We start from the raw sequence: 20,763 nt of genomic DNA, 5'->3' as shown, positions 1-20,763 counted from the left end.
GGTCTCGATTCGCCGCGACAGTCTGGATTGCTTCGCTTCGCAATGACGGAGCAACTCGCGAAATATCGCGCGTGGAGAGAGCCCTCTCCCGAACCCTCCCCCGCTCGCGGGGGGAGGGAGCGCACTGCCGACTTGGCGGCGCGCCGGGCTCGCCGTCAGTCCTTGCGGTAGCGGATCAGCGAGAAATGGCCCATCGGCGGCATCGGCCTGCGCTCGGTGAGCGTGACGCCGCCGTGCTTGGCGGCCCAGCCTACGAGGCGGGCCCACGGGAATTCCGGACGCCAGCCGAGGCGGCGGGCGAGCGGCGCGAAGGCGAGCTCGGAGAGTTTGCGAAAACCCTTCTCGGCGCCGATGTGGTTGACGAGGATCAGCTCGCCGCCGGGCTTGAGCACGCGCACGAACTCGTCGAGCGTGCCTTCGGGGTCGGGCACGGCGGTGATGACATATTGCGCGACCACCGCGTCAAAGAAGTTTCCGGGGAAGGCGAGATTCTTCGCGTCCATCACCGAGAGCACTTCGACGTTGGAAAGCCTGAGCGCACGCACGCGCGCCTGCGCCTTGCGCAGCATCGGCTCGGATATGTCGACGCCGCAGATTTTTGTGGTGCGCGCGTAATCGGATAACGACAGGCCGGTGCCGACGCCGACATCGAGGATGCGGCCGCCGATGCGGTCGGCCTCCGCGATGGTCGACTGCCGTCCGGCGTCGAACACCTTGCCGAATACGAGATCGTAGACCGGCGCCCAGCGGCCATAGGCCTTCTCGACCCCGGCCCGCGAGATGTCTGCTGCCATGCCCCCTGCCCCGGAAATTACTTAGCCGCGGACGGCTTCCGCGAGTGGCCTCGCTGAACTCGCCGTCACCTTCGCCGTGGCGCTCTGGATAAAGCCGCCGCCGAGCACGCGCGCCTGCCCGCTGGGCGCGTCGTAGAACACGCAGGCTTGTCCCGGCGAGACGCCCTCTTCGCCGGCGACGAGCTCGACCTCGTAGTGACCGTTCGCCCCGCGCAGCCAGGCCGGCTGCGGCGAGCGGGTCGAACGCACGCGAACGAACATCTCAAGGCCATTGCCGATAGCGGGGTCGATGTCGCCGCCTCCGATCCAGTTGACGTCGCGCAAGCTGATGCGGTGCATCTTCAGCGCATCGCGCGGGCCGACGACGACGCGGCGGTTTGCGGCATCGAGCCGCACCACGAACAGCGGCGCGTGAGCCGCAATGCCGAGGCCGCGGCGCTGGCCGACGGTGAAATTGGCGATGCCGTTGTGGCGGCCGAGCACGCGTCCCTCGAGATCGACGATGTCGCCGGGGTCCATCGCGTTCGGGCGCAGGCGCGTGATGATGTCGGTGTAGCGCCCGGTCGGCACGAAGCAGATGTCCTGGCTGTCGTGCTTGTCGGCGACGGCGAGTCCGAAGCGGCGCGCGAGCTCGCGCGTCTCGGGCTTGGTCATGTCGCCGAGCGGGAAGCGCAGGAAATCCAGCTGCTCTTGCGTGGTCGCGAACAGGAAGTAGCTCTGGTCGCGGTCGCTGTCTGCGGCGCAGACCAGCGCACGCGAGCCGTCATCGCGACGGCGCGAAGCGACGTAATGGCCGGTGGCGAGCGCCTGCGCGCCCAATTCGCGCGCGGTCTTCAGCAGGTCGCGGAATTTGACGGAGCGGTTGCACTCGATGCACGGCACCGGCGTCTCGCCGAGCGCGTAGCTGTCGGCGAAGTTGTCGATGACGGACTCGCGAAAGCGGTCCTCGTAGTCGAGCACGTAATGGGGAATGCCGAGTTTCGCCGCGACGTCGCGGGCGTCGTGGATGTCCTGGCCGGCGCAGCAGGCGCCCTTGCGATGGGTCGCCGCGCCATGGTCGTAGAGCTGGAGCGTGATGCCGACGACGTCATAGCCCTCAGCCTTGAGCAGCGCAGCCGTCGTCGAGGAATCGACGCCGCCCGACATGGCAACGACGACCCTGGTATCCTCAGGTCGGCCTTCGAGATCCAGACTGTTGAGCATGACTTTAAAGCTTGTGACGGCGGCGTTCGGCGATCCGCAATTTGCTTCTGACCGGGACATCGGCGCTCCCCGGGAACTTTGGTTCCCGAAGGGCACGGCTTGCCCGGTCGAAAGCGGCTGAGAGCTGCCTCTTTAATATAGGCGCCATTCCGGTGAAGCAATCACGCGCGCGGCGCGCTTAGGGCAATTCTTGCCGGGGCGGCAGAAATGGCGGGGCCGCAAAAAGGGCGCGGAGGGTGACGCCGATTCTTCAACTTATTGATTTCGCTATATAAAATACGCGTCCGGAAGGCTGGCCCACTCCTTGCTACCACTTATGCCGAAGATGTTTCCAAGAGGTCGCCTGTGGTCGGTCGGACGTCAGATGTAGCCGCCAGCGTGCAAGTTCCGAGCGCGCAGCAAAAGCCCGCCAAGTCGCAGGGCAGCAGGGACACCTCCGACTCCTTCGGCTCGCTGGTCGACAGCAACACCCAGGCGATCAGCAACAACGCAGGCACGCAGGACGCCGCGCCGCGCCGGTCCGATTCCGCGACCTCGTCCTCCTCCGCCTCGGACCGCAGCACGCGCGACACGTCATCGAGCGACTCCTCCTCGCAGAGCAAAGCGAGCGACGACACCGAGCCGTCCACGAGCGCCAGCAGCGACACGACAACCGATTCGGCCAAAGCGGCTGACAAGGCCGGCAAGGCCAAGGACAAGTCCGAGACCTCCGACGCCAAGCCGGCGGACAAGTCCGACCAGACCAAGGCTGACAAGAACGACACCACCGATGGGCTTGCCGCCGCCGTCGATGCCACGGCGACCGCGCAGACCGGCGCGACGCAGGCGGCCGTGCCCGATCCAAACGCGATTCCCGTTGCCGCGCCCGTCGTACCGGTCGATCCCAATGCCACAGCTAACCAGGCATCCGATGCCGCATCCCCGCTGACGATCGCCGCCGCCGGCCTTGCCGCCAGCGCCTCCACCGCGGCGCAGATCGCGGGCAACAAGACCGACACCGCAACGGCGGGCGACAAGAGCGCCAAGACGGCCGGCGCCAAGGTCGCTGCCGACACCTCGGCAACGCTCGGGGATACGGCCACCACCGATGGCACCGCGACCGATGCCAAGACCAGCGGCGGCCTGATCGCCGTCGCCGACCTCGGCACGCCAAAAACCTCGTTCAAGGCCGCCGCCACCGCGCAAGGCCAGACCGACGTCTCCAATATCGGTCAGGACGCAGGCAAGGCCAACGCCACCACACAAGGTCCGGCAGCGACGACCGCCAACGCCGCGCATGCGCAAGGCATCAAGCCGCAAGCCGATTCCGGCACGGTCGACGCCAAGGCCGATGCGAAGGCCGGCGTCGCCGATGCGACACCCGCCACCACCACGCACCATGCGAGCGCGCAAGCCGCCGTGCCCACGACCGATACCAGCGCGCAGGCTGCATCCGCCATCCAAGCGCCGGTGACCAATACGACGTCGGCCGCGACCGCTTCGACCGCGACGCTCACCGCGACCGCGGCCACCAATACGGCTGTGCCGCTCAACGCGGTGCCGATCGAGATCGCCGCAGCCGCGCGCGCTGGCAAGACGCGGTTCGACATCAGCCTCGATCCGGTCGAGCTCGGCCGCATCGATGTCCGCATCAATGTCGACCGCAACGGCCAGGTCACCTCGCATCTCACGGTCGAGAAGCCGGAGACGCTGGCGATGCTGAAGCAGGATGCGCCGCAATTGCAGCGCGCGCTCGACGATGCCGGATTCAAGACCGGCAGCAACGGGCTGTCCTTCAGCCTGCGCGACCAGAATTCATCGGGCCAGCAATCCGGCCAGAACAACGACAATGGCGGCAATGCCCGCCGGCTGATCATCAGCGAGGACGAAAGCGTTACCGCAGCGCCCGTCGGGCGCGGCTACGGCCGCATGCTCGGATCGAGCAGCGGCGTCGACATCAGAGTGTGAGGAGTATTCGACAATGACCACCACGAATGCCACCACCGCGCCTACGCCCGTCTCCGGCACGACGGACGTCCCGAAATCCTCATCGAACTCGTCGCTGAGCTCGAGCACGGGCTCGACGCTCGCCGGCAACTTCCAGACGTTCCTGACGCTGCTGACGACGCAGCTGCAGAACCAGAACCCGCTCGATCCGCTCGACACCAACCAGTTCACCCAGCAGCTGGTGCAGTTCGCCGGCGTCGAGCAGCAGCTCAAGACCAACGATTCGCTGTCGCAGCTCGTCACGTTGCAGCAGACCACGCAGGCGACCCAGGCACTCGGCTTCGTCGGCAAGACGGCCCTGGTCGACGGCTCGACCGCGACCATGACGAAATCGTCGGCGACCTGGCATCTCAACGTGCCGACCGACTCCACCGTCGACATCACCGTCGCCAATGCCAGCGGCCAGACCGTGTTCACCGGCAAATACACTGCCTCTGCCGGCACCGACATTCCCTTCACCTGGAACGGCCAGGGCAATGACGGCACGCAATGGCCCGACGGCAAGTACACGATCTCGGCCACGGGCAAGGACGTCGCGAACAACAATGTCGGCATCGCCGCGCAGGTGCAGGGCGTGGTGTCCTCCGTCGACCTGACCCAGTCGCCGCCGCTGCTGACGATCGACGGCGCCAGCTACACGCTGAGCCAGGTGAAGAGCATCATCGCGACCAGCAGCAATTGAGGCGCACTACGCGCGCCAAACACGAGATGTCATCCCCGCCTAGTGCGCAATTGCGCACGGGGCGGGGATCCATAACCCCAGGAAATCGTTCTCGCATGAGGTCGTAACCCCGGGTCTTCGCTAAACTACTCCTTGGGGTTATGGGTCCCTGGCTCGCGCTTCGCGCGCCCCTGGACGACGGTTGAGAGGCTTGCGGCACCGCGCTCAGGCCTCTGTTTGTTAGTAAAGTATTTACCTTCTGCCCCGCCCGGCCCGCCGAAACCGCGTTTTCGGCCCCCCGGGCCGGCCGCGTTCCCGCAAGATTCAACGAGAATTGTATTGAAGCCTTAGGCTTAGCGGATTTTTAAGCCGCCGGGCGTAAGGTTACCGCGTGAGTTCAGTGGTTGAGAGTTTGTGAGTACGCCATGACAGAACCCCATCGCCCGAGGGTAAAATACGTCATCGGGCCGGACGGCAGTCCGCTGACGATCGCAGACCTGCCCGCGCCCGGCACCAAACGCTGGGTCATCCGCCGCAAGGCCGAAGTCGTCGCCGCTGTGCGTGGCGGACTTCTCTCCCTCGAGGAGGCCTGCAGCCGTTATACCCTGACGGTCGACGAATTCCTCTCCTGGCAGTTTTCCATCGACCAGCACGGTCTGGCGGGTCTTCGCACCACCCGCATACAGCAATATCGCCAGTAAGCGATCCGGAAAATTGCAGCTTTTGAACAAAATCGGCCTCGCTCCGCGAGGCCGATTTTTTTCATGTTTGCTTCTGGCACTACTTTTGTCCGACCTCTTAACCTTCGTTAACCATATCGAAACCATCACCTAGGCAATAATTGCCCAGTCGGCCGCTCTTGGAATGCGGGTCGAAGCTGTCGGGGCGGTTGCTTGCAAGGTCTTGCGGACTTCTTAAAAAGTATCGGCGCCGCCCGGTTCGGGGCGATGATCGCGGTCACCGCCGCGCTCATCGGCTTCTTCGCATTCGTCATCATGCGCGTCACCACGCCGCAGATGACGACGCTGTTCACCGATCTCAGCGTCGAAGATTCTTCCAGCATCATCAAGGACCTCGAACGCCAGGGCATCCAGTTCGAGCTGCGCAATGAGGGCAGCATCATCATGGTGCCCAAGGACAAGGTCACGCGGCTGCGCATGAAGCTCGCCGAGGGCGGTCTGCCCAAGGGCGGCGGCGTCGGCTACGAGGTGTTCGACAAGTCGGACGCGCTCGGCACCACCTCCTTCGTCCAGAACATCAATCATCTGCGCGCGCTCGAAGGCGAGCTCGCCCGCACCATCCGCGCCATCGACCGTATCCAGGCCGCCCGCGTCCACCTCGTGCTGCCCGAGCGCCCGCTGTTCTCGCGCGAGGCGCCGGAGCCGTCGGCCTCGATCGTGGTCCGCGTCCGCGGCTCGCTGGAGGCGCAGCAGATCCGCGCCATCCGCCATCTCGTCGCCTCCGCCGTCAACGGGCTGAAGCCGCAGCGGGTCTCGATCGTCGACGAGGCCGGCCAGCTGCTCGCCGACGGCGCCGCGACCGATCCGGAGCAGGCGGTCGGCGACGAGCGCCGCATCGCTTTCGAGAAGCGGATGCGCAAGCAGGTCGAGGACATCGTCTCCTCCGTGGTCGGCTCGGGCCGCGCCCGCGTCCAGCTCTCCGCCGACTTCGACTTCAACAAGGTGACCCAGACCTCGGACAAATTCGACCCCGAGGGCCGCGTGCTGCGCTCCAGCCAGACCCGGGAAGAGAGCAGCCTCACCGCCGACAACAACGGCCAGGTCACCGTCAACAACGAGCTGCCCGGCAACCAGCAGAACAACGGCGTCGCGGCCAAGGACCAGAGCAAGAAGACCGAAGAGACCAACAATTACGAGATCTCCCGCACCACCAAAACCGAGGTGACCGAAGCCGGCCGGGTCAACCGCATCTCGGTCGCGGTGCTGGTCGACGGTATCTATTCCAAGAACGAGAAGGGCGACCTCGCCTATCAGGACCGCACCAAGGAGCAGCTCGACCGCATCGCCGCGCTGGTGCGCTCGGCGATCGGCTTCGACCAGAAGCGCGGCGACCAGGTCGAGGTCGTCAACCTGCGCTTTGCGGATGCGCCCTCCACCGCCCCGATCGGCGAGCCCTCCGGCTTCCTCGGCATGCTCCAGTTCACCAAGGACGACGTCATGTACTTCGTCGAGCTCGGCGTGATGATGCTGCTCGGCCTCGTCGTGCTGTTCATGGTGATCCGCCCGCTGGTCAAGCGCATCCTGGCGTCCGACGAGGTCGCCGCCGCCATCTCCGGCGTCCTCGCAGGCCCGGCCGGGAGCGACGAGGCCGCACCTGCCGCAGGCGGCCAGCCGCTTCTACCGGGCGGTGCCGCGAGCGCGATCGACGTCGCCACCATTCAGGGCCAGGTCCACGCCCAGTCCGTTCACCGCGTCGGCGAGCTCGCCGAGCGCAACCCCAACGAAACCGTCGCCATCATCCGCCAGTGGCTCACCGAGCCAGCCAAGTAACTGCCAAGTGAATCAAGAAGTGATCTGACATGGCCGCCTCACTGCAAAACGCCAACTCGAACGACATCACCAGCGTGATCTCCACGCTCGGTCAGCGCGCCGGCAATCGTGCGGGCAAGGTCGAAGCACTGACCGGGCCGCGACGCGCCGCGATCCTGATGCTTGCACTCGGCGAGCAGTATGGTGGCAAGATCTGGGGCCTGCTCGACGACGACGAGGTGCGCCAGCTCTCGCTGGAAATGTCGACGCTCGGCACCGTCGAGGTCGACACCGTCGAGGACATGCTGCTCGAATTCGTCTCGCGCATGTCGGCCTCGGGCGCGCTGATGGGCAATTTCGACGCCACCGAGCGCCTGCTGCAGCAATATCTGCCGCCGGAGCGCGTCAACGGCATCATGGACGAGATCCGCGGCCCTGCCGGCCGCAACATGTGGGAGAAGCTCTCCAACGTGCAGGAAGAGGTGCTCGCCAACTATCTCAAGAACGAATATCCGCAGACCATCGCCGTGGTGCTCTCCAAACTGAAGTCGGAGCACGCCGCCCGTGTGCTCGGCATCCTGCCCGAGGAGCTCGCGCTCGACGTCGTCAACCGCATGCTGAAGATGGAAGCGGTGCAGAAGGAGGTGATCGAGAGCGTGGAGAAGACGCTGCGCACCGAGTTCATGTCGAACCTGTCGCAGACCCGCCGCCGCGACGCCCACGAGGTGATGGCGGAGATCTTCAACAATTTCGACCGCCAGACCGAGACCCGCTTCATCACCTCGCTGGAAGAAGACAACCGCGAGTCCGCCGAGCGCATCAAGGCGCTGATGTTCACCTTCGACGATCTCGTGAAGCTGGATTCCGGCTCGGCCCAGACGTTGATGCGCAACGTCGACAAGGACAAGCTCGGCGTCGCGCTCAAGAGCGCCAACGAGGACGTTCGCAACTTCTTCTTCGGCAACATGTCCTCGCGCGCGGCCAAGATGCTGCAGGACGACATGGCGGCGATGGGCCCGGTGCGCCTGCGCGACGTCGACGAGGCCCAGGCGCTGCTGGTCAACCTCGCCAAGGACCTCGCCGCCAAGGGTGAGATCATGCTGACCAAGAACCGCGCCGACGACGAGCTGGTGTACTGATGGCCGCTCCGGCAAAATTCCTGTTCGATACCGACTTCGCGGCGCCCGAGCGCTCGCCGCGCGAGAAGGCCGCGACCGCGGCCGAGATCGCCCAGAAGGTCGCCGAAGCCGAGGCGCGCGCCTATCAGGACGGCTTTGCCGCCGGCCAGCGCGAGGCCAAGGCCGAGAGCGACCGCCGCGTCGCGCTAGCCATGGAAGAGATCAACATCGGTATCCGCGGCGTCGCCGCCGGCATCGGCAACATCGAAACCAGGATGGAGACCGAGGCGGTCGAGGTTGCGATCGCGGTGGCGCGCAAGCTGTGCGCCGACCTCGTCGCTGCCGAGCCGCTCGGCGAGATCATGGCGCTGGTCAAGGACTGCTTCGCGCACCTGGTCGCGACGCCGCATCTGGTCGTCCGCATCAACGATGCGCTCTACGACGCCGCGCGCGAGAAGATCGAGCGGCTCGCCAAGCAGAGCGGCTTCGAGGGCCGGCTGGTGATCCTGGCCGAGCCTGAAATCGCAACCGGCGACTGCCGGATCGAATGGGCCGATGGCGGTGTCGTGCTGGAGCGCGGCGCCATCGCGGCCAAGATCGACGAAATGGTCGGACGCTATATCGCGTCCCGGAGGGGGAGCTAAGCCATGAGCGACACCGACGGACAGGTCCCGCTGCCCGATCTCAACGGTCCGCTGCCGCCGACCAACGCGGATGTCGGCTACAACGAGGACGAATATGCGGCGCGCGCCGCCGCCGACCTCGAGGCCGTGTTCGACGTGCCGGTGCAGGTCTCGGCCGTGCTCGGCCGTTCCAAGATGGATGTCGGCGAGCTGCTCAAGCTCGGACCCGGCACCGTGCTGGAGCTCGACCGCCGCGTCGGTGAGGCCATCGACATCTACGTCAACAACAAGCTGGTCGCCCGCGGCGAGGTCGTCCTGGTCGAGGACAAGCTCGGCGTGACCATGACCGAAATCATCAAGACCGAACGCACGTGATAACGCGCAACAGCGCGACCAGACCGACAGGAGACTGACATGCGGCTTCTCATCGTTGGCACATTGAAGGGCCAGCTCACCACCGCCACCAAGATCGCGATGGAGAACGGCGCCACCGTGACCCATGCCGAGGATCACGAGCAGGCGATGCGCGTGCTACGCGGCGGCAAGGGCGCCGACCTCCTGCTGGTCGATGTCGCCCTCGACATCCGCGACCTCGTGATGCGGCTGGAAGCCGAGCACATCCACGCCCCGATCGTCGCCTGCGGCATCACCAACGATGCCCGCGCCGCGGTCGCCGCGATCCACGCTGGCGCCAAGGAATACATCCCGCTGCCGCCGGACCCCGAGCTGATCGCCGCGGTGCTGGCCGCCGTCGCCAACGACTCCCGCGAGCTGGTCTATCGCGACGACGCCATGGCGCGCGTGATCAAGCTGGCCCAGCAGATCGCAGGCTCCGACGCTTCGGTGATGATCACCGGCGAGTCCGGCACCGGCAAGGAAGTGCTGGCCCGCTACGTCCACACCCGCTCGGCCCGCGCCAAGCGCCCGTTCATCTCGATCAACTGCGCCGCCATTCCCGAGCACCTGCTGGAGTCCGAGCTGTTCGGCCACGAGAAAGGCGCCTTCACCGGCGCGGTCGCCCGCCGCATCGGCAAGTTCGAGGAAGCGACCGGCGGCACGCTGCTGCTGGACGAAATCTCGGAGATGGACGTCCGCCTGCAATCGAAGCTCCTGCGCGCCATTCAGGAGCGCGTGATCGACCGTGTCGGCGGCACCAAGCCGGTGCCGGTGGACATCCGCATCATCGCGACCTCGAACCGCAATCTGGCGGAAGCCGTGCGCGAAGGCACCTTCCGCGAGGACCTGCTGTTCCGCCTCAACGTTGTGAACCTGAAGATCCCGCCGCTGCGCGAGCGTCCCGCCGACATCATGGAGCTCGCCCAGCATTTCGTGAAGAAATATGCCGAGGCCAACGGCGTGCCGATGCGCCCGATCTCGGCGGAGGCGCGCCGCGTGCTCTCCACCAACCGCTGGCAGGGCAACGTTCGCGAACTCGAAAACACCATGCACCGCGCGGTGCTGATGGCGCAGGGCGACGAGATCGGCCCGGACGCCATCATCACCCCGGACGGCGACCGTCTCGACCTTGCCAAGACCGCACCCGCCGTGGCGCACGCGACCATGGCCGCCGAGCAGGTGACGCGCGCGCTGGTGGGACGCACTGTCGCCGACGTCGAGCGCGACCTGATCCTGGAGACGCTGAAGCACTGCCTCGGCAACCGGACCCATGCCGCCAACATCCTCGGCATCTCGATCCGCACGCTGCGCAACAAGCTGAACGAATACGCCGACGGCGGCATCCCGATCCCGCCCGCGGGCACGCCGGGCGAGTATCCGCGCATGCCGGCCATGGGGTGAGCAAACAGCTCATCGATCTCGTCAAGCCCGCCCGGGCATTCGCATGAAGCGTGCGAGTGGCCGGGACGAGCCCAGCCACCGCCACCGAGTGCCTCGCCTCATGGCGGCGTCACGCTCACAAGAGGCTACTTGCCAGGCGGAACGTAGACGCTTGCAAGCTTCGCGGCCTTTTCCGCGACGCTCTTGAATTCACCCATCTTCCAGGCGCGTACGGTTTCGATCTTGGCGATGGCGCCGCTCGCCGCGGCCGCCATTCCGAGGGCGACAGCGTCGGCTCCATCGGGGAACTCCGCAACGATGAGCGCGTCATGTGCGCCTGTTGTCATGAACGCTCCCTGGAGCTTTCCGCCGGCTTTTTCGATAATCGGTCCGATGACCGCGCTACGATCGGACGGTTTGTCGACCAATCCCTTGATGCCGGCATTTGAGTACGAGACGTATGAGATGAACAGCGGCATGTTTTCTCTCCGTCGAAGTTAGAGCGACAACATCTGTAGTCTTGGAAAGAGCTCTCCGAGCGAGAGCAAGGCACGGCCTGCCGACAGCACGCGAGCTGCCTTGAAATAGAGCTGCGGACCTCGGCACGTCCAACTGGCAGCTTGTGTCAACTATAACCAACTCCGCGATACGGCGCGAACGGTAAGCCAAGCCTACCCATTTGGGGGCGCGACTATCGTGTCGCCGCGAGTGAAGTAGTTCACTATCGATACGCACCAGGATCGATAGAGTTTTGGAGTGAGCTGATGTCGGCCACAGACCGCGTCCGCCTTCTCAAAGGTGGTTCAACCCGAAAGGGAAAGCCATGGAATATTCTTCGTGGACGATCTCCCGCCTATCGATGATCCCAATGTTGCTCGCCGCCTCGGTGACGCTTGCGCGCGCTGACGTGATCATGGATTGGAACGCAAAGGCCGACGCGATCGCCGCGGAGAAGCAAATTCCTCCGGCGCCCCACAGCCGTGCCCTGTCCATGATGCACGTCGCCATGTTCGAGGCGATCAATGCGATCGACCACCGCTACGCGCCCTACAAGCTCTCGTTGTCCGCCGACCGCTCGACGTCGCGGGAAGCCGCAGCGGCAGTTGCCGCTCACGATGTGCTGCTGTCGATCTATCCAGACCTCAAGCCGGATCTGGATGCGACGCTGACGAATGCGCTGACGCCGATTGCCGAGAGCGAGTCCAAGACCGCCGGCATCGCGCTTGGGAAAGAGGCTGCGTTGCAGATCATCGAGCTTCGTGCCAAGGACGGCAGCAACGCCGTGGAAACTTACCGGCCCCTGACCACGGCGGGCGCCTATGTTCCAACCGTGGTCCCGCTCTTCTCGACCACGGGTGCGACGACGCCTTGGGTCATGACGTCGGGATCGCAGTTCCGCCCCGGCCCCCCGCCCGCGCTCGATTCAGAGGTTTGGACCAAGGACGTCAACGAAATCCGCGAGGTCGGCAGCCGAGGCAGCCCGACCCGGACGTCTGAGCAAACGACGATCGGCCGCTTCTGGTTCTTTGTTGGTGCCCGCACCTACAACCCCATCGTGAGGCAGGCTGCGATGGCCAAGGGCATGGATCTCGTCGACTGCGCCCGCCTGTTCGCCCTGACATCGATGACCGGCAACGATGCCATCGTTGCCGTGTTCGACGCCAAGTACACCTACAATTTCTGGCGACCGATCACGGCCATACGTAATGCCGATCTGACGGCGAATGCCGCAACGCCTCGCGATCCGTCCTGGCTGCCGCTCGGGGACACGCCGATGCATCCGGAATATCCCTGCGCGCACTGCATCGTCTCGGCCGCGATTTCGACCGTGCTGCAAACGGTCGTTGGAGATTTTGGCGAGTTCTCGCTGACCAGCCCCACGGCACCCGGCGTCACACGCAAATGGTCGCGGCTCCAGGACTATAGCGACGAAGTCGCCAACGCGCGCATCTGGGCCGGCTTTCACTACCGCTTCTCGACCGAGGTCGGCAAGGACATGGGCCGAAAGATCGGCGCGTTGACCGTCGCGACGCAGCTTCGCGGCGTAGAGGCAATGGCGCAGCCGAGCCGCTAAGCCGGCTGCCTTTTTCAAAGCGCCGAACACATGGCCGCACCGCATCCGGCGACTAGGTCACGCCTGGGCAAGGCTCTATAACCTCGCGTGAGAACCACGCGAGGATGACAATGTCTCAAGCTCAAATCACGGACTGGCTGGCGTCGCAGAAGCAGGCCATGATCGACCTGCTGCGCGATGTCGTGAACATCGATTCCGGATCCTATGACAAGGCAGGCGTCGATGCGGTCGGCGCGCGGTTCGAGCGGCACTTTGCCGAGCACGGCATTCCCTGCCGGCGTGAGAGCGATGCCACCTTCGGCGATGCCATTCATGCCGAGGTCGCAAAGCCCGGCAGCAACGAGAAGCCGGTGCTGTTGATGGGCCATCGCGACACCGTGTTCGGCAAGGGCGAGGCCGGGCGGCGTCCGTTCACGATCAAGGACGGCCGCGCCTATGGGCCGGGCGTTTCCGACATGAAGTCCGGCCTCGTCATGAACGTGTTCGTGGCCACCGCCTTCCACAAATTCGGCGGCGCGCCGCATCCGATCAAGGTGCTGATCACCTCGGACGAGGAGATCGGCTCGCCCTCCTCCCGCCCGGTGATCGAGCGCGAGGGACGCGCGGCGCGTGCCGTGTTCAATTCCGAGCCGGGGCGGCCGACCGGCAACGTCGTGACGGGGCGCAAGGGCGGCATCTTCATGCACATGGCCATCACCGGCAAGGCCGCGCATTCCGGCGCCAACTTTGCCGCCGGCGTCAGCGCCATCGGCGAGCTCGCGCAGAAGATCATTCACATCCATGCGCTGACCGATCTCGACAAGGGCATCACGCTCAATGTCGGCCTGGTCTCGGGCGGCCAGTCCGTTAACACCACGGCGCCTTATGCCGAGGGGCAGATCGATTTGCGCTATGTCGATCCCGCCGATCGCGCGCGGATCATGGGCGCGATCGAGACGATCGTTGCCACATCTTACGTGCCGGGCACCAGCGCGACGCTGACGGTCAAGGGCGAGTTCGTGCCGGTGGTGCAGAGCGCGGACTCGAAGGCGCTGTTCGAGAGCTATCAGGCCGCCGCAAGGCAAGCGGGCCTCACCACGCTGCAGGGCGAGTTTTCCGGCGGCTGCGCCGATTCCGGCTTCACCGCGGCGGTGGGCACGCCGACCATCTGCGGCCTCGGGCCGGTCGGCGGCCTCGCGCACACGCCGGAGGAATATCTCGAGATCGACAGCATCGTGCCGCGCGCGCAGGCGCTGGCGCTGGCGATTTTGCGGGGGTGAAGGAAGGTGCCGTAGGGTGGGCAAAGCGAAGCGTGCCCACGAACCTTTCGCGGCAGCAGAGAGGTGGTGGGCACGGCGCAAGTGCGCCTTTGCCCACACTACGAGACTGGCGATCTTGAGAGGCTAGCCGCCGCACACTCCGTCGTCATGCCCGGGCCTGACCCGGGCATCCACGTCTTTCCGAAAGCGCCGATGCACGTGGATGGCCGGGTCAAGCCCGGCCATGACGAGGAAAGACCTCACGAATAACTCGGCGCGTCCGGCTTGCGGAAGATGTGGATGGGGTCGCCGGGAATGATCGGCTGGCCGCGGAACGTCGCATAGGCATAGAGCGCGAGATAGGCGATCGCGAGCGCGCCGATGGCGTAGAAGGCGAAGGTCGCGACGCGCTTCATCGTTCCGCTCCATTGCCGTCCCGGCGGGACGGCTCGGGGCGCTTCTAGAGCGATGATGAGGAAAAGACCAGCCCGTACGGCCTGAGACTGACGGCGATCAAATGCCGCGCCGGCTCCGCGCGGGAACGCTGACATCGGCGAGCCTCGCCGCATCCTCGTCCTGGTCGACCGCCACATACTGGCCATGCCAATAGGCCAGCGCGGCGTTGCGGGTCGAGTTCCTGACGTCGCTGACGCGGCCGATGACGATGCCGTGCGAATGGCGCTCGAGAATCTCCTCGACCTCGCAGTCGAACACCGACAAGGCGCCGACCAGCAGCGGAACGCCGGAGACCGCTGTCACCCAGTGGCTGCCGGCAAAGCGATCGGCGCCCTTCAGCCCGCCCTTGCCGGCAAAGCGCTCGGCGACGTCGAGCTGGTCGGCATTGAGGATGCTCACGCCGAAGGCGCCGTGACGCTTGATCAGCGGGAACGAGGACGCATCGCGGTTGATGCTGACCAGCAGCGTCGGCGGCTCGACCGACAGCGAGGTTACGGATGTAACCGTCATGCCGGTGATGTCCTTGCCCCGCCCGGCGGTGATGATGCTGACGCCGCCGGTGAGATGGCGCATGGCGCCGCGGAAATCGGCGGGCGAGACGGGAATTTCGGTCATGAGGTCGCGGGGCACTACATTCATGGCTTGCTCCCCGAAGCGGGGGTTCCTCTTTATTTAGGTACGATCGTCCGCTGACAACAGGTGGCTCAGGATCGAGCCTTCGAGGCCCGCGAGCTCGACCGAGCCGCGTTCGCGCGGCCGGACGGCGTTAACCGTGACGTCATGGGCGATGCGACCCTCCTCGATCACCAGCACTCGGTCGGCGAGCGCGACGGCCTCAGAGACGTCGTGGGTCACCAGGATCGCGGTAAAGCCCTGGTCGCGCCAGACGCGCTCCAGGAGGCGCTGCATCGAGATCCGTGTCAGCGCGTCCAGCGCGCCGAGCGGCTCGTCAAAGGCGAGCACGCGCGGGCGCGACACCAGCGCGCGAGCGAGCGCGACGCGCTGCTTCTGGCCGCCCGACAGCACCGAGGGCCACTGATCGCGCTTGTCGGCAAGACCGACCTCGCCCAGGGCTTTCTCGACGCGCGCATGCGCATCGGCGGAAACGCGGTCGCGGCCGAGACCGACCTCGACATTGGCGAGCACGCGCGCCCAGGGCAACAGCCGCGGCTCCTGGAACATCACGCGGATGTCTTCCGCCTGAACATCCTGGCCAAAGCTCACGCTGCCGGCATCGATCTTTTCGAGGCCGGCGATGAGACGCAGCAGCGTGCTCTTGCCGCAACCGCTCTTGCCCACGATGGCGACGAACTGACCGGCAGGGATGTGCAGGTCGATCCCGCGCAGCACCTCGTTGTCGCCGAAGGATTTGCGCAAGCCGCGGATGCTGAGCGGCAGGCCGCTGCTCTGCACTCGGCGTTCTTCTTGCCGCTCCTCGCGCACCACGCGGGCGTGAGGGGCGAAATTGGCGCGGCTGGCGAGCTCGGTTTCGGGAAGGGAGGTACGAAGCGCTGTCTGCATGTGATTCCCAGTATTTCTGCTCAACGTTTCCAATAGGCGGGGTGCCAGGAGAGCGTGAGGCGCTCCAGCACGCGGGAGGCGCTGTCGGCGAGCTTGCCGAGCAGGGCGTAGATCAGGATCGAGAGCACGACGACGTCGATCAGCATGAACTCGCGCGCCTGCATCGCCATGTAGCCAAGGCCCGAGGAGGCCGCGATGGTCTCGGCGACGATGAGGGTCAACCACATGATGCCGAGCGCGAAGCGGATGCCGACGAAGATCGAGGGCAGCGCGCCCGGGAAGATGACGCGGCGGAACAATTCGCCGTCGGTCATGCCGTAGATGCGGCCCATCTCGATCAGCTGCGGATCGACGGTGCGGATGCCGTGCAGCGTGTTGAGGTAGATCGGGAAGAACACGCCCAGCGCCACCAGGAACAGTTTTGCGCTCTCGTCGATGCCGAACCAGAGGATGACGAGCGGAATCAGCGCCAGATGCGGCACGTTGCGCACCATCTGCAGCGTGGTGTCGGTGAGCTTGGCCGAGAGCTGCGACAGGCCGTTGGCAAGGCCGAAGGCGAAGCCGATGCCGCCGCCGATCAGAAAGCCGATCGAGGCGCGCCAGAACGACACCCAGATGTTGCGGCCGAGCTCGCCGGAAAGCAGCAGCTTCCAGCCGGCGAGCACGACGTCGCTGGGCGCCGGCAGCACGCGCGTCGGCACGAAGCCGGTGACGCTCGCGACCTGCCAGATCGCGACGATGGCGAGTGGCACGATCCACTGGATGAGGCCGTCGACGCGCGGCAGGCGGAAGCCGCGCGGAAGTGAAACGCTGGCGATCAGGCTCATGACTGCGACACCCTGTGCTGCGGACGGAAGTCGCTGCCGACGGTCTCGCCGAAGGGACCGCCGTTGAAGTGCAGCTTGGCGACGTTGGTCGGCTGCTCCAGCGAGAGCAGCGGGAACACCAGCTCGGCGAAGCGATAGGCTTCCTCGAGGTGCGGGTAGCCCGACATGATGAAGGTATCGATGCCGAGATCCTGATACTCCTTGATGCGGGCGGCGACGGCCTTGGCGTCGCCGACCAGCGCCGTGCCGGCGCCGCCGCGCACGAGGCCAACGCCGGCCCACAGATTCGGGGCGATCTCGAGCTTGTCGCGCTGGCCGCCATGCAGCTGCGCCATGCGCTGCTGGCCAACGGAGTCCATGCGGGCAAAGTTCTTCTGCGCCTTGGCGATGGTGTCGTCGCTGACATGCTTGATCAGCTCGTCGGCAGCTCGCCAGGCCTCGTCATTGGTCTCGCGAACAATCACATGAAGGCGGATGCCGAAAGAGAGCTTTCGGCCGCGTGCGCTCGCGACCTCCCTCACCTTCGCGATCTTGTCGGCGACGAGCGCCGGCGGCTCGCCCCAGGTGAGATATTTGTCGACGGTGTCGACCGCGACGTCGATGCCGGCGTCCGACGAGCCGCCGAAATAAAGCGGCGGGCGCGGCGACTGCTCCGGAGGAAACAGCAGCTTGCCGTCCTCGATGCGGATGTGCTTGCCCTCGACATTGACGGTCTTGCCGGCGAGCAGGTCGCTATAGACGTTGAGGAACTCGCGGGTGACCTCGTAGCGCTCGTCATGGGCGAGGAAGATGCCGTCGCCCTTGTTCTCAACGGGATCGCCGCCCGTGACGACGTTGACGAGCAGCCGGCCGCCCGTGACGCGGTCGAGCGTCGCGGTCATGCGCGCGGCGACGCTCGGCGATTGCAGGCCGGGGCGAACGGCGACGAGATAGCGCAGCCGTTCGGTGAACGGCGCGACGCTGGAGGCGACGATCCAGGAATCCTCGCAGGAGCGCCCCGTCGGCAAGAGCACGCCGTAATAGCCGAGCTGATCGGCGGCCTGCGCGATCTGGCGCAGATAGTTGAAATTGACTTCGCGGCCACCGATGCCGGTGCCGAGATAGCGGCCGTCGCCGTGGGTCGGCAGGAACCAGAGGATGTTGGCGTTGGATTGGCTCATGGCTCTGCCTCTAGCCGTAGGACGTGCCGACCGCGGCGGCGACGATGCCGATCGACAGCATGACGGCCGCGATCAGACGCTGGATGATACGCCTCATGTTCAAACCCTTGTGCGTGGGAAGAGTGGTCGGCACGATCAGGCTGCCGGGTTGCGCCAGACGATGTCGCGGATCACGATCGGCTTCGGGATCAGGCCGAGCTTGTGGAAGCGGTCGGCGACGCCCTGCTGGGTCGTAACGATGTCGTCGGTGACGGGGCCGACCACGAAGGACGAGCGGTTGGCCGCGATGGTCTGGATATCCAGCGGAATGCCGGTCACGGCGGCGAGCGATTTGGCGACCTCGTCGCGGTGCTGCTCGGCCCATTTGGCGGTCGCGGTGGTGACGTCGACGATCTGTTGCAGGATCGCGCCGTGGTTTTTCGCGAAGTCGCGGTTGGCGATGTAGAAGGAGTTGGTCTTGGTGACCTCACGCGCATTGATCAGGATGCGGCCGTTCTGCTTGGTCTCGCCGATCGCAAAATACGGATCCCAGATCGCCCAGGCCTCGATGCTGCCATTGGCGAAGGCCGGGCCTGCATCGGGCGGCGTCAGGTAGACCGGAGTGATGTCGGCATAGGTGAGGCCCGCCTTCTCCAGCGTCTGCACCACGATATTGTGGGCGCTCGAGCCCTTGGTGAAGCCGACGCGCCTGCCCTTCAACTCCGTGATGATGCGGATCGGCGAGTCCTTGGGCACCAGGATGCCCTGCCCGTTGGTGATGGGCTGGCCGGCGGCATAGACAATCGCTGCGCCCGCGGCCTGCGCGAACACTGGCGGGGAATCGCCGACCGCGCCGTAATCGACGCTGCCGACATTCATCGCCTCCATCATCGGCGGGCCCGAGGAGAACTCGACCCACTTCACCTCGATGCCTTGCGGGGAAAAATGTTTTTCCAGCGCGGCCTGCTGGCGCGTGATGACCAGCACGCCGTTCTTCTGGTAGCCGATACGAATTTCCTTCACCGCGCCTTGCGCGATTACGGGCGATGCGAACGCAGCGGCGGCGGCCGTTCCGACGGAAAGCTTGAGAAAGTCACGACGCTGCATTCATCACTCCCGGCCGGGTGCGGCCGTCGTTCATTGCGATGCGGGAATGATGGTGTGGGTCAGCGGAGCTGTCGAGACATCGGGAAAAATAGCGATGCGCACACTGCGCGCGTGGCGGCAGGCATGATTAATCTTTCAATCGCCTGCGATGATGCAAACGGAATTTTTCCGCACACGAATGTGAGAGCGGCGCGGATTTTTGTCCGACGCTTGTGCGATCGGAACAAAAACGCGAAAACAACCCCATGCACAGTAGCCGGGGGCGTACGAAATCGATGAATTGCTGATTATCCGAACGCCGTTTGACACGTCGGGCAAAACAGGGGCATAATGCCATCGTCGCGGACTGAGGGCTGAGGAGCGCGAAGCTCCCTCCCCCCCTCTGCTGTCATTCCCCGCGAAGGCGGGGAATCCAGTACGCCGTGGCGTCTCCGTATCCAACGACTGTCTCTGGAATACTGGATCGCCCGCCTTCGCGGGCGATGACACCGAATTTGTACGATGGAACGCGTGCGACAACCCTGTTCATGCGCATAGCCCCTCGCCGGCCTATTGCGACCACCTCACCGGCAAATTCTGCAAGCCCCGGAAGGCCCAGCCGCCGATCCGGACCGGTTCGTCGTTGGCAAGTTCAAGACGACTCGCACGCGCGAACACCGTCGGCAGGGCGACGTCGGCGATCATCGCGCGCGAGGCGAAGGCGCCGGCGCAGAAATGCGGACCGGCGCCGAAGGCGACGCTCTTGGACGTGTCGCGTCGCAGGTCGAACTGGTCGGCGCGCTCAAAATGCGTCTCGTCGCGATTGGCGGAGCCGAACATCAGGAACACGCGCTCATCCAGCTCGAAGGATACGTCGCGAATGCTCCAGGGCCTCGCGATACGCCGCGGCGACATGCCGATCGGCGAGATCCAGCGGGCGTATTCCTCGAAGGCCTGGAGCCAGGACACTTCACCGCGCCTGATAAGATCGAGCTGGTCGGGATGGGTCAAGAGCGCCCATACGGTGCCGGCGATCGCCTTGCGCGGCTCGTTCTGGCCACCCGAGATCGCGAGTTTTACATTTGCGCGCACGCTCTCCATGGCCATGCCGGAGGCAAGAAGAACGCCCAAAATGCTCTGGTCGGGATGCCTACGCATCACCGGCAGGATGTCGTCGATCGCCGCGTCGATGCCTGATGTCGCCGCGTGGCAGCGTGCCTCGACCGCGGGATCGCCGGCATAATTGGCGATTCCCTCGATCATGCCTTGCGACCACGCATCCATGTCCTCAAAGCGGATGTTGGTGAGGCCGGTGATCGACTTCAGGCACTCGCCGGAGAACGGCAGCGCGAAGTCGCGCATGAAGTCGATCCGCCCGGGCACGACGCCATCCATGATGCGGTCGGCATGGGCTTGGAACAGCGCGGTCCAGTGCGCCTTCACCGTCCTCGGCGAGATCGTCGGAAACATCGCGCGCCGCTCGACCTGATGCGCCTCGCCGTCCTTGCGCATCATGTTGTGGCCCATCAGGCGGTTCATCAGGCCCGCGGGCTGGTGCGAGGAGAACACATCGATCTGCTTCTCCGAGATCGAGATGTCGTCGCGGCTCGTCAGCAGCGTCGAGCCGAGCTGCGGCACGAACGCGATCGGCGCCTCCTTGCGCATTTTGGCGAGCATCGGATAGGGATCGGCCCAGAATGCAGCAGGGTCGATGTCGATGCGCGGCGCGGTGCTCAAGGCGGTCTCTCCCCTGGGATTCTCGCTTCCTCCAG

The 20,763-nt window shown here is 65.4% G+C and carries 21 protein-coding genes; 10 read left to right on the top strand and 11 right to left on the bottom strand.

Features of this window, described 5'->3' with window-relative positions:
- Positions 1-155 precede the first annotated feature (155 nt).
- Together WN72_RS07620 and mnmA are read right to left on the bottom strand one after the other, a co-directional pair.
- A complete protein-coding gene (locus WN72_RS07620; protein WP_092216791.1) occupies positions 156-794 on the bottom strand; it encodes a class I SAM-dependent methyltransferase in 639 nt (212 codons plus the stop codon).
- Between the two features lie 21 nt (positions 795-815).
- On the bottom strand, positions 816-1,997 hold the full coding sequence (gene mnmA / locus WN72_RS07615; RefSeq protein ID WP_092216792.1) for a tRNA 2-thiouridine(34) synthase MnmA: 1,182 nt from the start codon (positions 1,995-1,997) through the stop codon (positions 816-818).
- A gap of 345 nt (positions 1,998-2,342) precedes the next feature.
- Between mnmA and WN72_RS07610 the strand changes: the two genes are divergently transcribed.
- From WN72_RS07610 to flbD, 8 genes are all read left to right on the top strand, one after another.
- A complete protein-coding gene (locus WN72_RS07610) occupies positions 2,343-3,944 on the top strand; it encodes a flagellar hook-length control protein FliK (RefSeq protein ID WP_092216793.1) in 1,602 nt (533 codons plus the stop codon).
- 13 nt (positions 3,945-3,957) lie between these two features.
- On the top strand, positions 3,958-4,665 hold the full coding sequence (locus WN72_RS07605) for a flagellar hook assembly protein FlgD (protein ID WP_027560932.1): 708 nt from the start codon (positions 3,958-3,960) through the stop codon (positions 4,663-4,665).
- Between the two features lie 404 nt (positions 4,666-5,069).
- Positions 5,070-5,345 carry a CtrA inhibitor SciP gene (sciP, locus tag WN72_RS07600; protein ID WP_002714638.1) on the top strand — a complete coding sequence of 92 codons (276 nt, stop codon included), beginning with the start codon at positions 5,070-5,072 and terminating at the stop codon, positions 5,343-5,345.
- Between the two features lie 192 nt (positions 5,346-5,537).
- Positions 5,538-7,154: a flagellar basal-body MS-ring/collar protein FliF gene (gene fliF, locus WN72_RS07595; protein ID WP_027560933.1), complete on the top strand. Its 1,617-nt coding sequence runs from the start codon at positions 5,538-5,540 to the stop codon at positions 7,152-7,154.
- Positions 7,155-7,183: 29 nt separating this feature from the next.
- Positions 7,184-8,272: a flagellar motor switch protein FliG gene (gene fliG, locus WN72_RS07590; RefSeq protein WP_027560934.1), complete on the top strand. Its 1,089-nt coding sequence runs from the start codon at positions 7,184-7,186 to the stop codon at positions 8,270-8,272.
- The gene (locus tag WN72_RS07585) at positions 8,272-8,895 is read left to right on the top strand and encodes a FliH/SctL family protein (RefSeq protein ID WP_027560935.1); all 624 of its coding nucleotides are present in this window, start codon (positions 8,272-8,274) and stop codon (positions 8,893-8,895) included. The genes fliG and WN72_RS07585 overlap by 1 nt, the downstream gene beginning before the upstream one ends.
- A 3-nt stretch (positions 8,896-8,898) precedes the next feature.
- Positions 8,899-9,249: a flagellar motor switch protein FliN gene (gene fliN, locus WN72_RS07580; protein WP_027560936.1), complete on the top strand. Its 351-nt coding sequence runs from the start codon at positions 8,899-8,901 to the stop codon at positions 9,247-9,249.
- A gap of 39 nt (positions 9,250-9,288) precedes the next feature.
- Positions 9,289-10,671, top strand: a complete 1,383-nt coding sequence (gene flbD, locus WN72_RS07575) for a sigma-54-dependent transcriptional regulator FlbD (protein ID WP_027560937.1) — start codon at positions 9,289-9,291, stop codon at positions 10,669-10,671.
- A 125-nt stretch (positions 10,672-10,796) separates the two neighbouring features.
- On the opposite strand, the gene WN72_RS07570 is transcribed toward flbD, so the two are convergent.
- Positions 10,797-11,129, bottom strand: a complete 333-nt coding sequence (locus tag WN72_RS07570; protein ID WP_092216794.1) for a GYD domain-containing protein — start codon at positions 11,127-11,129, stop codon at positions 10,797-10,799.
- A gap of 389 nt (positions 11,130-11,518) precedes the next feature.
- Between WN72_RS07570 and WN72_RS07565 the strand changes: the two genes are divergently transcribed.
- Complete coding sequence (locus tag WN72_RS07565) at positions 11,519-12,724, top strand: vanadium-dependent haloperoxidase (protein ID WP_244553782.1); 1,206 nt, start codon at positions 11,519-11,521, stop codon at positions 12,722-12,724.
- 110 nt (positions 12,725-12,834) lie between these two features.
- Positions 12,835-13,983 (top strand): M20 family metallopeptidase, encoded by a 1,149-nt coding sequence (locus WN72_RS07560; protein ID WP_092216796.1) that lies wholly within the window; start codon positions 12,835-12,837, stop codon positions 13,981-13,983.
- A 239-nt stretch (positions 13,984-14,222) separates the two neighbouring features.
- On the opposite strand, the gene WN72_RS07555 is transcribed toward WN72_RS07560, so the two are convergent.
- The 8 genes from WN72_RS07555 to WN72_RS07525 all read right to left on the bottom strand — a co-directional run bounded on the left by WN72_RS07555 (position 14,223) and on the right by WN72_RS07525 (position 20,728).
- Positions 14,223-14,378: a hypothetical protein gene (locus tag WN72_RS07555; RefSeq protein WP_027560941.1), complete on the bottom strand. Its 156-nt coding sequence runs from the start codon at positions 14,376-14,378 to the stop codon at positions 14,223-14,225.
- A 97-nt stretch (positions 14,379-14,475) separates the two neighbouring features.
- Positions 14,476-15,057, bottom strand: coding sequence for a flavin reductase family protein (locus WN72_RS07550; protein ID WP_092216797.1), 582 nt, complete (start codon positions 15,055-15,057; stop codon positions 14,476-14,478).
- A gap of 33 nt (positions 15,058-15,090) precedes the next feature.
- The gene (locus WN72_RS07545) at positions 15,091-15,939 is read right to left on the bottom strand and encodes an ATP-binding cassette domain-containing protein (RefSeq protein WP_092216798.1); all 849 of its coding nucleotides are present in this window, start codon (positions 15,937-15,939) and stop codon (positions 15,091-15,093) included.
- Positions 15,940-15,959: 20 nt separating this feature from the next.
- On the bottom strand, positions 15,960-16,766 hold the full coding sequence (gene ssuC, locus WN72_RS07540) for an aliphatic sulfonate ABC transporter permease SsuC (RefSeq protein WP_092216799.1): 807 nt from the start codon (positions 16,764-16,766) through the stop codon (positions 15,960-15,962).
- Positions 16,763-17,926 (bottom strand): FMNH2-dependent alkanesulfonate monooxygenase, encoded by a 1,164-nt coding sequence (ssuD, locus tag WN72_RS07535; RefSeq protein ID WP_027560945.1) that lies wholly within the window; start codon positions 17,924-17,926, stop codon positions 16,763-16,765. Before ssuD ends, ssuC begins: the two co-directional genes overlap by 4 nt.
- Positions 17,927-17,936: 10 nt before the next feature.
- A complete protein-coding gene (locus tag WN72_RS47460; protein ID WP_265442147.1) occupies positions 17,937-18,059 on the bottom strand; it encodes a hypothetical protein in 123 nt (40 codons plus the stop codon).
- 2 nt (positions 18,060-18,061) lie between these two features.
- Complete coding sequence (locus WN72_RS07530) at positions 18,062-19,012, bottom strand: sulfonate ABC transporter substrate-binding protein (protein ID WP_027560946.1); 951 nt, start codon at positions 19,010-19,012, stop codon at positions 18,062-18,064.
- A gap of 549 nt (positions 19,013-19,561) precedes the next feature.
- Positions 19,562-20,728 (bottom strand): cytochrome P450, encoded by a 1,167-nt coding sequence (locus tag WN72_RS07525; RefSeq protein WP_027560947.1) that lies wholly within the window; start codon positions 20,726-20,728, stop codon positions 19,562-19,564.
- Between the last annotated feature and the right edge of the window lie 35 nt (positions 20,729-20,763).

Origin of the sequence: Bradyrhizobium arachidis, from assembly GCF_015291705.1 — a bacterium.
Taxonomy (GTDB): domain Bacteria; phylum Pseudomonadota; class Alphaproteobacteria; order Rhizobiales; family Xanthobacteraceae; genus Bradyrhizobium; species Bradyrhizobium arachidis.
Note: the sequence above shows the minus strand (reverse complement) of the source record. Positions and strands in the feature narration are given on the sequence as shown.

Excerpts from the sequence above, each read along its gene's own strand:
- WN72_RS07620 (WP_092216791.1), bottom strand. The coding sequence starts at position 794 with ATGGCAGCAGACATCTCGCGGGCCGGGGTCGAGAAGGCCTATGGCCGC.
- mnmA (WP_092216792.1), bottom strand. The coding sequence starts at position 1,997 with ATGCTCAACAGTCTGGATCTCGAAGGCCGACCTGAGGATACCAGGGTC.
- WN72_RS07605 (WP_027560932.1), top strand. The coding sequence starts at position 3,958 with ATGACCACCACGAATGCCACCACCGCGCCTACGCCCGTCTCCGGCACG.
- sciP (WP_002714638.1), top strand. The coding sequence starts at position 5,070 with ATGACAGAACCCCATCGCCCGAGGGTAAAATACGTCATCGGGCCGGAC.
- fliG (WP_027560934.1), top strand. The coding sequence starts at position 7,184 with ATGGCCGCCTCACTGCAAAACGCCAACTCGAACGACATCACCAGCGTG.
- WN72_RS07585 (WP_027560935.1), top strand. The coding sequence starts at position 8,272 with ATGGCCGCTCCGGCAAAATTCCTGTTCGATACCGACTTCGCGGCGCCC.
- fliN (WP_027560936.1), top strand. The coding sequence starts at position 8,899 with ATGAGCGACACCGACGGACAGGTCCCGCTGCCCGATCTCAACGGTCCG.
- flbD (WP_027560937.1), top strand. The coding sequence starts at position 9,289 with ATGCGGCTTCTCATCGTTGGCACATTGAAGGGCCAGCTCACCACCGCC.
- WN72_RS07570 (WP_092216794.1), bottom strand. The coding sequence starts at position 11,129 with ATGCCGCTGTTCATCTCATACGTCTCGTACTCAAATGCCGGCATCAAG.
- WN72_RS07565 (WP_244553782.1), top strand. The coding sequence starts at position 11,519 with ATGTTGCTCGCCGCCTCGGTGACGCTTGCGCGCGCTGACGTGATCATG.
- WN72_RS07560 (WP_092216796.1), top strand. The coding sequence starts at position 12,835 with ATGTCTCAAGCTCAAATCACGGACTGGCTGGCGTCGCAGAAGCAGGCC.
- WN72_RS07555 (WP_027560941.1), bottom strand. The coding sequence starts at position 14,378 with ATGAAGCGCGTCGCGACCTTCGCCTTCTACGCCATCGGCGCGCTCGCG.
- WN72_RS07550 (WP_092216797.1), bottom strand. The coding sequence starts at position 15,057 with ATGAATGTAGTGCCCCGCGACCTCATGACCGAAATTCCCGTCTCGCCC.
- WN72_RS07545 (WP_092216798.1), bottom strand. The coding sequence starts at position 15,939 with ATGCAGACAGCGCTTCGTACCTCCCTTCCCGAAACCGAGCTCGCCAGC.
- ssuC (WP_092216799.1), bottom strand. The coding sequence starts at position 16,766 with ATGAGCCTGATCGCCAGCGTTTCACTTCCGCGCGGCTTCCGCCTGCCG.
- ssuD (WP_027560945.1), bottom strand. The coding sequence starts at position 17,926 with ATGAGCCAATCCAACGCCAACATCCTCTGGTTCCTGCCGACCCACGGC.
- WN72_RS07530 (WP_027560946.1), bottom strand. The coding sequence starts at position 19,012 with ATGCAGCGTCGTGACTTTCTCAAGCTTTCCGTCGGAACGGCCGCCGCC.